At 62.6% G+C, this 12,027-nt stretch carries 10 protein-coding genes and 1 pseudogene; 6 read left to right on the top strand and 5 right to left on the bottom strand.

The window, feature by feature from the left end; all coding sequences use genetic code 11:
- On the top strand, positions 1-841 hold an 841-nt coding region (locus tag WCA85_RS02060; RefSeq protein ID WP_424061439.1), incomplete at its 5' end, for a cobaltochelatase CobT-related protein.
- A 276-nt stretch (positions 842-1,117) separates the two neighbouring features.
- On the top strand, positions 1,118-2,743 hold the full coding sequence (locus WCA85_RS02055) for a methyl-accepting chemotaxis protein (protein ID WP_424061438.1): 1,626 nt from the start codon (positions 1,118-1,120) through the stop codon (positions 2,741-2,743).
- Positions 2,744-2,843: 100 nt separating this feature from the next.
- Here WCA85_RS02055 and WCA85_RS02050 read toward each other — a convergent pair whose 3' ends face one another.
- Together WCA85_RS02050 and WCA85_RS02045 are read right to left on the bottom strand one after the other, a co-directional pair.
- A complete protein-coding gene (locus WCA85_RS02050; RefSeq protein ID WP_424061437.1) occupies positions 2,844-3,677 on the bottom strand; it encodes a class II glutamine amidotransferase in 834 nt (277 codons plus the stop codon).
- A gap of 88 nt (positions 3,678-3,765) precedes the next feature.
- Positions 3,766-4,434, bottom strand: coding sequence for a MarC family protein (locus WCA85_RS02045; RefSeq protein ID WP_424061436.1), 669 nt, complete (start codon positions 4,432-4,434; stop codon positions 3,766-3,768).
- Between the two features lie 334 nt (positions 4,435-4,768).
- On the opposite strand from WCA85_RS02045, the gene WCA85_RS02040 reads away from it, so the two are divergent.
- The 4 genes from WCA85_RS02040 to bluB all read left to right on the top strand — a co-directional run bounded on the left by WCA85_RS02040 (position 4,769) and on the right by bluB (position 8,232).
- On the top strand, positions 4,769-4,984 hold the full coding sequence (locus WCA85_RS02040; RefSeq protein WP_424061434.1) for a DUF3311 domain-containing protein: 216 nt from the start codon (positions 4,769-4,771) through the stop codon (positions 4,982-4,984).
- Entirely contained in the window at positions 4,981-6,462 is a 1,482-nt protein-coding gene (locus WCA85_RS02035; RefSeq protein WP_424061433.1) for a sodium:solute symporter family protein, read from the top strand. Before WCA85_RS02040 ends, WCA85_RS02035 begins: the two co-directional genes overlap by 4 nt.
- A 154-nt stretch (positions 6,463-6,616) precedes the next feature.
- Entirely contained in the window at positions 6,617-7,543 is a 927-nt protein-coding gene (locus tag WCA85_RS02030; RefSeq protein ID WP_424061432.1) for a flagellar brake protein, read from the top strand.
- Positions 7,544-7,575: 32 nt separating this feature from the next.
- Positions 7,576-8,232, top strand: a complete 657-nt coding sequence (gene bluB / locus WCA85_RS02025; protein WP_424061430.1) for a 5,6-dimethylbenzimidazole synthase — start codon at positions 7,576-7,578, stop codon at positions 8,230-8,232.
- An 18-nt stretch (positions 8,233-8,250) separates the two neighbouring features.
- On the opposite strand, the gene WCA85_RS02020 is transcribed toward bluB, so the two are convergent.
- The 3 genes and pseudogenes from WCA85_RS02020 to WCA85_RS02010 form a co-directional block, all read right to left on the bottom strand.
- Positions 8,251-8,859 carry a DUF4136 domain-containing protein gene (locus tag WCA85_RS02020; RefSeq protein WP_424061429.1) on the bottom strand — a complete coding sequence of 203 codons (609 nt, stop codon included), beginning with the start codon at positions 8,857-8,859 and terminating at the stop codon, positions 8,251-8,253.
- A 34-nt stretch (positions 8,860-8,893) separates the two neighbouring features.
- Positions 8,894-11,365 (bottom strand): CHASE2 domain-containing protein, encoded by a 2,472-nt coding sequence (locus tag WCA85_RS02015; RefSeq protein ID WP_424061428.1) that lies wholly within the window; start codon positions 11,363-11,365, stop codon positions 8,894-8,896.
- A gap of 8 nt (positions 11,366-11,373) precedes the next feature.
- Positions 11,374-12,027, bottom strand: a pseudogene (locus WCA85_RS02010) (peptidase M23); the annotation flags it as partial.

The raw sequence follows: 12,027 nt of genomic DNA, 5'->3' as shown, positions 1-12,027 counted from the left end.
CGACCAGACCGGCCAGGGCGACAGCGCCGCGTGGCGAGCCCTACGCACCGAGGCGCGCGCCGAAACGGCACAATTGAAGGCACGGCTCGAACGCGCGCTCAGCGCCGATGAGCGCACTCGCTGGCGGCGCGAACAGGAACGCGGCGAAATCGACCGCACAGCATTGGCAAAACTCGCAACCACGCCTAGCTATCGCACGCCGTTCAAGGTCAAGCGCACCACCAAAGGACGCGATGTAGCCGTCACGCTGCTGATCGACCGCAGCGGTTCGATGGCGGGCCGCAAGATCGAACTGGCGCGCCTGTGTGCCGCCGCGCTCAGCGACGCGCTGACGCAACTGGGATTCGACTGCGAAGTGCTCGGCTACAGTTCGATCGAGTCGGCACCGATGAAGCAGCTTTGCGAACGGCAACGGTCAGCGGGTGTGGACTTGCGGCGCTACAACCGGCTTGTCGAGCGGCTCGATCTGCAGATCTATAAACGCTTCGGGGCACCGGATCTGAGCGGACTGACCGGCATCGATTGCGGCCATGAGAATCCGGATGGCGAAGCCCTCGCATGGGCCGCGACGCGGCTTGCGGATCACCCGGCCGAGCGCCGCATCCTGATGGTGTTCTCCGACGGCTATCCGGCCACCGGCGACGGCAATCCGCTGGTGCTGCGCAGCGATCTGCGTCAACGCGTGGCGGATATCCAGAAGCGCGGTATCGAACTGGTGGGCGTAGGCGTGCTCACGGATGCGGTGGAAGCGTTCTACCCGCACAACGTGGTCGTGAGCCGGCTGGCCGAGCTGCCGTCGACCGTGTTTTCCGTGCTAAGCGCGATGTTGCTGACGAGATAACTAACGGCGCCGCCTGGCGCGTCATCAAACCCACCAAACGCCCCGAACAGCGCTGCAGGCCCGATTCGTCTGCAGAATGCGTGCCCGCATCCGAGGGTTTCACTCTAGTCATCTACCGCTGTCCCCTGCCGATAAACAGCATAGGGCCGCTGCGCCTGTGCCGGCTCGTGCCTGCGTTCCCAACTTGAGAGACGCTGGCCACGATCATTCGGCCTGGCCAGGCAGCGCCCGACACGGATGATCCGGCATTCCGGACAAGCACCTCACGGAGCGTGGATGCGCAAACTTGGATTCAAGCAAAAACTCTGGTTGCCTTTGCTGGTCAGCCTCACCGCCTTGTTGCTGGTCTCGGTCTCGGCCGCGTATCTGTCGTATCAGACGCGCATTGAAGAGCGCAAGAACGATCTGGTCAACGTCGCGCACGTGGGGCTCGCGATCGTCGAAGAATATGCGGCGCTGGCCCACGCCGGCACTTTGAGCGAAGACGAGGCGCGCCGCGAAGCGCTGGCCCGCCTGCGTGATGTGCGCTACGGCGAGGACGGCTACTTCCTCGTGATCAATTCAAAACCCGAGATGGTGATGCATCCGATCAAGCCGTCGATGAACGGCAAGGATCTGAGCGAGCTCGCTGATGCTGATGGGCGTCATCACTACATCACGTTTGCAAGCGCCGCCCAGGCCCCGCAAGGCGGCTTCGTCGACTATGTGTTTCCACGTCCTCATGTCACGCCCGTCAAGGCGGTCGACAAGCTCGGCTATGTGGTGCGTTATGCGCCGTGGGACTGGATCATCGCGACCGGCGCGTATATGGACGACATCGACGCCGCCTTCTACAACTCGCTGTATGCAGCGGGCGGCGTGTTCCTCGTGCTGGCATTGCTGCTGGCCGTGCTGGTTGCGCTCACTAACCGCAGCATCGAACGCACGATTGGCGGCGATCCGCATTACGTGGCCGAGGTGACCGAGTCCATCGCCTCCGGGAATCTGGCGACTGCGATCCGCACGCGTGCGAACGACACAGACAGCCTGATGCAGACGATCCGGCACATGCGCGATGCGCTGCGGCGCACCATTGGCGAGATTCGCGGGGTAGCCGACAGCGTCGCCATGACCGCGCGTGAAATTGCCAGCGGCAACGCCGACCTGTCGGCGCGCACGGAAAACCAGGCCGCTTCGCTGCAGGAGACCGCTTCGAGCCTGGAGGAGATTACCTCGATGGTGCAGCAGACCGCCGATCACGCCCGCAGCGCCAGCCAGCTTGCCACCAGCGCCGCGCAGATCACCGACCGGGGCGGCGCGATGGTCGTCGAAGTAGTGGCGACCATGCGCGACATCTCCAGCGAATCGCAAAAGATGGTCGATATCATCGCGGTGATCGAGGGCATTGCCTTTCAGACCAACATCCTCGCGCTCAACGCAGCCGTCGAAGCGGCACGTGCCGGCGATCACGGGCGCGGCTTTGCGGTCGTAGCGAGCGAAGTGCGCATTCTGGCTCAGCGCAGCGCGACCGCGGCGAAGGAAATTCGCGGCCTGATTCAAAACGCGGTTGGCAAGGTCGGCGCGGGCGCAGAACTGGTCGAACAGACTGGCGCAACGATTCAGGAAGCGCAAAGCGCGATGGCCCGCGTGACCGGCATCGTCCAGGAAATTGCTGCCGCGGTGGCCGAGCAAAGCACCGGCATCGAGCAGATCAACGTCGCCGTGACGCAGATGGACAACGTGACGCAACAGAACGCAGCACTCGTCGAAGAAGCGGCTGCGGCCACCCAGGCCTTCGAAGCTCAGGCGCGGCAACTGCAGGCGGCGGTGGCGACGTTTAGCATGGGGGAGCCCGCAGGCACCGCGCATGGCCGGTTGCAATCCCCCGTACCTGTGGCCGGTTTATCCGAGCGCTTTCTCTGACCATCTGACCATCATGTCTGCCCGCGCCCCCTGGACGAGGCGCCTGCCCGATGGGCGGTCGACGCATGTGTCCCCACGTCCATCCGAATCAGGCTCGCTGCTATGCGAGATGCGGATTAAACGTCACCTGCTCAATTTCGCCGCCACGCGCGACCATCGCCGTGCTTTCGGGTATTTCCTCCCACCATCCGGGCAGATCCACCAGCGGCTCCGATAGCACGAGAAAGGCGTCGTCACCAGCGGCCAGAATCCGCTGGTCATCCGGATAAAGTTCGCGCAGATGCCGGAACGAAGTGCTATGGAAGAGCGAACGCGACTGCCGCTCGCTCGAATAACGCACCGCAACGATCTGCTCGCCGTCGGTCGCACACACCGTCATGTTCAACGGCTGCTCCACGCCGTACCGCTGGCCGGTGGCCTCGACGAAACCCACCATCCGTTCAAGCGCCGTGACCGGCTCGAGTTCGAGGCCGAAGGTAAGCGCGAGATAGAACAACACCTCCGAGTCGGTCGAGCCTTCGATGGAGGGAAAGAGTTCGGGGTCGATCGCCATCATCAGATCGCGCCGCACGGCTGGATAGTTACGCACGAGTCCGTTGTGAACAAAGAGCCAGCGGCCATAGCGAAACGGATGGCAGTTGGTCTCCTGGGCGGGCGTATCCGTGGCTGCGCGAATGTGGGCGACAAACAGCGGCGAATGGATGGCGCGCGCCGCTTCGCGCAAGTTGCGGTCACTCCACGCCGGCTGCATGCAGCGATAGCGAAACGGGATGTCAGTGGGCTGCCCGTACCAGCCAATGCCGAAGCCATCGCCGTTGGTGGTAGTTTGCCCCAGACGCGAATGCAGACTCTGGTCGATCAGCGAGTGTTTTGCGCGAAACAACACCGTTTCGAGTTGCACGGGATTGCCGGTGTAAGCGAGCCAACGGCACATGAGGTGTCTCCAGGTGAATAAGGTCTGCGGGTCGGGCGGCCCGTGAATAATCGTTGTAGACCATTTCCTTGACTATCTCTTGACTCCCCTACTTCGGCTGCATCTCCGCAATCGGAATCAGAAACTCGGAAAGCCCGGTCAAGATGATCTGCACGCCGATACATAGCAAAAGAAACGACGAAACCCGCATCGCCACCTTGGTGCCCTCGACGCCGAGGTAACGCGCGAAAATCACCGCGCGGCTATACGTCAGATAGACCACAAAGGCCACGATCACCGAAATCGCCACCGATGCAATACTCGACAGCACGAACTCCGAGAGCTTGTGCGTGCGATTGGCATTGAGTGCGATAGCCGTGGCAACCGAACCCGGTCCGGTGGTGAGCGGCACGGTTAGCGGAAAAAACGCTTTGGACGTCGCGCTCTCCGCATCGACGCGCTTGACGGTCGGTTCGGGCGGCGGCGTGTCCGGCGCATTGAGCATATTCCAGCCCGCCACCGCGACCGCGAGGCCGCCGCCTATCCGCAAGGCCTGCAGCGAAATGCCGAAAAAATGCAGGACTGGGGTGCCGAGAAAGAACGCCACCAGCAGGACGCACATTACGTTGATGGCAATCTTGCGCGCGAGCGCGGTGCGCTCCTCGGTGGTGAGCGAGGCCGTGCGGTCCAGAAATACAAAGGCGATGCCGAAAGGATTGATGATGCTGATCAACCCGGTAAATCCAAACAGAATGTCCGAGATCAGGCTTTCCACCATGTTGTGCAATCCCCGTCGTGCGACGACTGATGGGTTTCGGCATGAACCCGATGAGCCATCTGGTTAGTCCTGCTGGATGTCTGGCGAAGGACACTCCATCATAGCGCGGCGTGCGATGCGTCTGACACTATCCGAACGGCCGATTGTGGCGCATTGCAGCATCGTGCAACACTGCTGCGTAACGCCGGCGGCCCCGCAGAACGGGCCATCCGGCGGGCTTTCAGCACGCCTACAGTTTTTTTGAGCACCTTTACGTACCGGCATCATCGAGCATAAAGTCGGAACGGAAGAGACGCTTCATTCGACGCATTCACCCGTACGAGGAGTTGCCCCTATGTCGTTGCGTTTACTCGGTGCGCTGCCGTTTATCGGCATTCTGCTCGGTGTTCCTTTCGTCAATCGTGTCGAACCCCTGGTGCTCGGCATGCCCTTCGTCCTTGCGTGGATCGTGCTCTGGGTCGTGCTGACCTCGGTCGTCATGGCGATTGTCTACCGGCTCGATCCGCGCAACCGTCAGACCGATGCCGAAGCAGAGGAGGCCCGCTCATGAGCGCCGCCCTCCTCATCATCGCCGCGGTGACCCTGTTCGCGCTGTTTCTCGGCCTGCGCGCCAGGCGCGGCCACGACATGAGTCTCGAACAATGGACGGTGGGTGGCCGCAGCTTCGGCACCGCCTTCGTGTTCCTGCTGATGGCGGGCGAGATCTACACGACCTTTACGTTCCTCGGCGGCAGCGGCTTTGCCTACGGCAAGGGTGCGCCGGTCTACTACATCCTTGGTTATGCGACCCTCGCGTACATCCTCTCGTACTGGATGCTGCCACCCATCTGGCGCTATGCGAAACAGCAGCACGTGGTCTCGCAGCCGCACTTTTTCAGACGCAAATACGATAGTCCGGCGCTTGGCGTGCTGGTCGCGCTGGTGGGCGTTGCGGCGCTGATTCCGTATCTGGTGCTGCAACTGAAGGGGCTGGGCATCATCGTCGCCACCACGTCGTACGGTGCGATCTCTTCAAGCGCGGCAATCTGGATCGGCGCGGCCGTGGTCACCATCTATGTGATCGTCTCGGGCGTGCGCGGGTCAGCGTGGAACTCCGTCGTCAAGGACACGCTGATTCTGGCGATCGTGCTGTTTCTCGGCATCTACCTGCCGATCCACTACTACGGTGGATTGGGTGCGATGTTCCATGCCATCGACGCGGCGAAGCCCGGCTTTCTCACCTTCCCCGCCAAGGGTTCGAGTGTCAGCTGGTTCCAGTCCACCGTGCTGCTGACGGCACTGGGTTTTTTCATGTGGCCGCATACGTTCGGCTCGGCGTTCACCGCGAAGAACGAGCAGATTTTCCGTCGTAACGCGATGATCCTGCCGCTGTATCAGTTGATCCTGCTGTTCGTTTTCTTTGTCGGCTTCGCGGCGGTGCTCAAGGTGCCCGGTCTGAAGGGCGGCGATATTGACCTGTCGCTGTTCCGGCTGTCGTTGCAGACCTTCGATCCGTGGTTCGTCGGCGTGATCGGCGCAGCGGGTGTGCTCACGGCGCTGGTTCCCGGTTCGATGATCCTCAATACCGCGTCGACACTGCTCGCCAATGACGTCTACCGCGGCCTTTTCAAGCACGATGCGCCGGACGCCGTTGTGAGGAACCTGGCCCGTATGCTGGTGCCGGTGGTATCGCTGGTCGCAGTGGCATTCACGCTGCACGGCGGCGAGACGATCGTCGCGCTGCTGCTGATGGGCTACAGTCTGGTCACGCAATTTTTTCCGGCACTCCTATGCAGCTTGTCGCGGCACAACCGGGCCACCAAACAAGGCGCATTCTGCGGAATTCTGAGCGGCGTGCTGGTGGTCGCCGTGACCACGCTGATGCACATCAGCGTCGGTCAGTTGTTTCCGTTTCTGCCTGATTCTGCCAAGGACGTGAATATCGGCTTTGTGGCGCTCGCGTTAAACGTCATTGTGTTCGTGGTGGTGAGTGCCCTGACTCAGCCGCGTTCGAGCGGGCAGTCGCACGCGCAGACGCACGTGCATTGAATGGTCTGCGGCCTGCGCCTTTGTTTTTGCTTTCGTGTGGTAGGCAGGCCTAAACGGGCGGAATATTTTGCTGAATTAAAGAAACAGTTAAACTTTTAGGTAAGGGTGACGTTAACCTCGATATCCGCCATTCACTTCGCTGTCAATAACGCCAATGAACGAAGAAACCGTGGAGTCACCCGTCGTACCAGCAGAGGCCTTGCTCAGTCCCGACATCGTTCCGGTCGGCACACCGCTCGACTGGCCGATCGTCGATAGCGACGGCTCGCTGCTACTCGACGCCGGTGCGATCCTCGCCGCCGTCGAAGAACGCAAGTTCCTGTTCGACCATTTCAAGCCCCGTCGCGGCGACCTTTCCCCGCCCGGGGGCGCCATGGGCGCGCACGGTGCGGGCAAGCCCGAACTCGATCCGCTCGCGCTCAGGGACATGCATCTGTCCATCGGCGCGTTGATCGGGCTGCGTCCGCAAGCGGGCAGCACCGGGCCAATGCATCCGTGCCGCATCATCGGTTTTGCGCCGAACGAGGCCCTGTTCGTCACGCCGCCATTGATCGACGGCAAGATCCTGAAGCTCGGGGTCGGCGAAAACGTCGAGATCGTCGCCATCGCCAGTCAGGCGGTGTTCCGTTTTGTGTGTACCGTGGAAGCGGTCTGCCAGTTGCCGTTCGACTACGTCGTCCTGTCGAGACCGGGCGTAATCCGCCGGCTGCGCGAACGCAAGTCGATCCGCGTGCGCGCGCGTCTGCCGGTGCGCTACGGCGTCGGTGAAGCAGGCGAGTCGTACGAAGGCATTGGCCTCGCCAAAGGAATCAGTTCGCTGGGCATGTCGCTCACCACGTCCTGGGCGCTTGGACAGATCGGCGACCGCCTGCGCCTCAGCTTCCCGTTAAAATCCAAGGACCTGGACACGCAGGTCGAAACCGTCGCGATCATCCGCAATGTGCAGAAGGGCGAACCTGGCGAGCCGGCTGTCCACGGGCTGGAACTCGACCGGCTCGACGCGGCGCAGCAGATGGCCATGAAGGTGTACGTGTTCGACCGTCAGGACGACGTGCTGTACTGGACGAACAGCTCCAAGTAATTCCAACCCGGCCTTCGCGGCCGCCCTGTTTCATGGCGAAGTGCTTTAACGAATCCGATCGCGAGGCCGTTTATCGCGCCATCTACGAACGACGCGACATGCGTCACTTCGTGCGCGATCCGGTCGCGCCGGAGGTGCTGCAACGCCTGCTCGACGCGGCCCACCACGCGCCGAGCGTTGGCTATATGCAGCCGTGGCGGATTGCGCGCATCACCGATCCGGCGTTGCGTGCCGCGCTGCACGAGAGCGTCGAAAGCGAACGGCTCGCCACCGCGGACGCGCTCGGCAAACGCCGCGAAGAGTTCATGAAGCTGAAGGTCGAAGGGATGCTGGCGTGCGGCGAGTTGCTGGTCATGGCGTTGATGGACGGCCGCGAAAAGCACATCTTTGGCCGCCGCACGCTGCCGGAAATGGATCTCGCTTCGGTGGCATGCGCGATTCAGAACATGTGGCTAGCGGCCCGCGCCGAAGGACTCGGCATGGGCTGGGTGTCGCTGTTCGACGTGGAGGTGGTGCGCACGCTGTTGGGCATGCCGCAGGGCGCGAGGCCAGTGGCGATTCTATGTCTTGGCCATGTGGCCGAGTTTTACCCCGAGCCGATGCTTGAAACCGAGCGCTGGGCAAGCCGCCTGCCGCTGTCCCAATGCGTGTTCGAAAACCGCTGGCCCGATGAGCGTGATGAGAAGTGAGGCGGTGGACGGCTTGTCCTAAGGCTGCAGTGGCTTAACCGAAACCACCCTCGGCTCCCCGCCCGTTTCATCGGCGCGCAATTTGACGCGCCAGTCCGGATGCCCGTCAAAGGGGAATTGCGCGAGCGCGCTTTTCACCAGATACGGAATCGCATGCAGCGGGTCCGCGTCGTGATCCTCACTCGTCGCACTCACCTTGTACAGTTCGTGACCGTCTGCCTTGTCAAAGAAGCGCAGCGTCAGCGCATGGTGATACGAGCGGTGGCCGAACCATGAAAATGATGCGTGCGCGCTGCCGCCACAGTTGTCGCCGGTGCAATCGCCCGCCTCGACGCCAATCGTCGCCAGACGCGTATCGTAGGCAATGGACAGCAGATAATGCGCGCCCTGTCCGAACGTATCCGCAAAGCCATACTTCTCGAGTTCAGCGCGCACCATTGCTTCGTATTGCGTATGGTCGGCGCTCGCGTCCTGCAACGGTGTGCGCGCCAACGTGTAAGTGCGAGCTCCTTGCCAATCCCCGCCCTGGTTCGAAGCCTGCACGTCCGCGCTAACGCTGGCGCATCCAGACAGCGCCGCACTCAGGACCGCCGCGATGAGCGCGACGCGAATTGCCGTGATTTTCATTGTCTTCTCACTTCACTGGAAAGCGCAGCGCGCCTCAAATGTGTTCCACCTGCGCTTCGTCGAGCGCAGGTAACGACACGGTAAATGCCGTGCCTTTTCCTGCCGCGCTGACGACATGCACATCGCCGCCATGACGCGTCACGACCGTTTTGACAAATGCCATGCCGAGCCCGGCGCCGCCCGTCTCCGGCTGATCGCCTTCGTGAAAGCGGCTGAAGCGCTGGAACAGGCGACTCTGCTGCTCGACCGGAATGCCATAGCCCTGATCGCGAATCGTGCATTGCACGCGCGGGGGCGAGCCGTTCGCTGCCCCGATCGTGCATGTGATACTCGTTTCAGGCGGGCTGTATTTGACCGCGTTGTTCAGAATATTGACGAGCGCACGCGTCATTAGCGACCGGTCAGCGCAGATCCAGCAGCCATCCTCGCCGTCACTCGCGGTCTCAAGGTGAATCTGCTTGGCATGCGCCTGCGGCCACACTTCGTCGCTGGCGTCGATAGCCAGTTCGCTCAGGCTGACAGGTTCGAGCACGTAGGTTTGCGACTCGGCGCGGGCCAGTTGCACGAAGTCGTCTGCCAGCGTCAGCGCGCGCCGCGAGTAGCGCGCAATGCGCTCGAGCAGTTCACTCGTCGGTCCAGGCTCTCCATGCTTACGGGCACGTTCGATCTCGACCAGCGCCAGAATCGATGCCTGCGGCGAACGCATGTCGTGCGACAGCAGCCGCAACGCGTCTTCCCGCTGACGCTCGGCGGCATGCAATGCCGATACGTTGACAAGGCCGGCGATCCACCCCGTCACCTCGCCCTGCTCGTTGCTGCACATCGCGTAGCGCAGCAAAAGATCGCGTTCGGCCCGGTCGCGTACTTCGATGCCTTGTGTCATCAGGTCCGCAAATTCGCGCCGTGTAGGGTCGAGAATCGCGGGCCAATGGGTGCGCGCGCGCTGATCGCTTTCCGCGTCGCTGTCAGCGCTCGCGTCGATCGTCTTCACGAACTCCAGATCGCCAAACACCTCATGCATGGGACGATCTTGCAGACGCGCCGCGCCGAGCCGCGCGAAGTGCGTCTTCGCAGCGTGATTGGCGATCAGCACCACGCCGTGCACATCGCTCACGAGGATGGGCTCAGGCACGCTGTCGAGGCTGTCCCAAACGAAGCGCTTCATGTCCTGCACGCGCTGCGCCGCCTGCGCCATTAACACCATCTGCTGGGCCAGCACATCGCCGCCGAATTCGCGTCTGCGTTGCGGAGCTTCGGGCAGCAAATGCGGTTCGTCGGCGAGTCGCTGCAGTTCCTTGCGCAGATACGCCATGGTCATTTCGAGCCGCCGCCAGTTCCAGATCGGATAAACGACGATCAGCCCCACCACCGCCGGCACCGGCGACATCCACAACCGTGCGCCATACAGCAAGGCCGCGCTGCCGAGCACGACGGCCACGCTCAGCCCAACCGTCAACAGCAGTGAACGTCGTGGCGACATCACCAGAAAGCCCGCCAGCAGCGCAGCGAGCGGCAGCAGCGACACCAGTACCAGAGGCAGCCTGCCAACCGGCTCGATAGCGCGGCCACTAAGCAGTGTATCCAGCACATTGGCGTGGATGTAGACCCCTGGCAAAGGCCCAAGCTCGCCCGAGACGGGGGTCGCGAAGCGGTCGTATAAGCCCGAAGCCGTCACGCCGATCAGCACCAGCTTGCCCCGCAGTTGTTCCGGCGGCACGTCGCCCGCGATTACGCTGGCAAACGAAACCTTTGTGTAGTGCTCGGCGTTCAAACTGAACGGAATCAGAAAACGTGCTTCGTCGGTGCTTCCTCCTCTGTCTGCGAACCTAAGCGCGGCGGCCAGCGGCGAGGCGTTTTCCTTTTCGGTTTCGCTCTTGCCTGCATCCGCGTTTTGCAGGAGGCGTACCGTGCCACTTTGGATCGCACGCCAGACGGGCACCATCAGTTGCGGCCAGCGTGAATGGGCGTCGCCTTCGAACAGCGCCACGCTGCGCACGATGCCGTCACCATCGACTTCCAGATTGATGTGGCCCAGACCCGCCGCCGCGTCCGCGAGCGGCGTTACCGGCTTGACCACTTCACGCGCGCCGTTGCTGTCTTCGGGACTCAAAAGCACCGGCAGATAGGTCGGGCTGAGCGCGACTGCATGGGCAAGCTGCGCATCATCCGCCGAAGCCTCCGTGAACAGCACGTCGTAGATAACCGCCGCAGGTTGCGCCCTCGCCACTTGCGCGAGCAGGTTTGCATGCACGCTGCGCGGCCACGGCCAGCGTCCGAGGCGCTCAATACTGGCGTTGTCGATTTCGACCACGACGATATCGGGCGACACCGGCTGCGAGCGCAGCATCAGAAAGCGGTCATAGACCAGATGATCGATGCCCACCGTGACGCGCCCAAGCGCGCCCAGCAGGATCACCGCAATACCGAGACAGCCGATCGCGGCCCATTCGAACAGAAAGCGGCGGCCGGCCGGCTGGCCAAGTCGTGCACGCGGATCGAGACTCATGCGCGGTCTTAATTGTCCTGGCGGGCCAGCGTGAATGACCGGATCGAGCTGCCCTTCTCATAGAACCGGCCGTTTTCGAACTGCTCGGCAATTACGGTCCAATAATAGACGCCGGGAGGCAGATCCGTCACGACGATCTCGCCGGCAGGCAAGTCCATCCGGTCAACCAGCGGACTGCGCAGATCGGCACTCACGCCCAGCACGAAGCGAAAACGCGTCTCGACGCCCGGGCGGTTTGCGAACCAGCGAAACGTGTAATCGCGGCTGCCGGCGCGCGGCTCCGCCGAGGCGCTGAGGCCCAGTTGACGCCGTTCGAACGCGTAAGTCTGTGGGACGCCTTCGAGCCCGTCGCTGCCGAGCGCGGCGATTCGTACAAAATAGGTGCCGTCAGGCAGCGCGCCGAAATCGGCGTGCGGTTCGCTCACCCGCATGTCGCGGATCAGATCGAGCAGGTCGGCATCACGCGCAATCTGTACGCGGTAACCAGCCGCTTGCGGTTGGCTGACGAGATCGAACGCCACGGTTTTGCCGTCCTGTATCTTGCCCGGTTCGCTTAGCGCCGGTGCGGGCAGCAGTTCGACCGGCGCGCCGATGGCGCCGCTCGCGCTCGTGACGTTGCCGAAATTGGCGGAGACGAGTTGCTGCGACGCTTGCAGCGGCAC

The organism is Paraburkholderia sp. (assembly GCF_049581445.1).
Taxonomy (GTDB): Bacteria; Pseudomonadota; Gammaproteobacteria; order Burkholderiales; family Burkholderiaceae; genus Paraburkholderia.
Note: the sequence above shows the minus strand (reverse complement) of the source record. Positions and strands in the feature narration are given on the sequence as shown.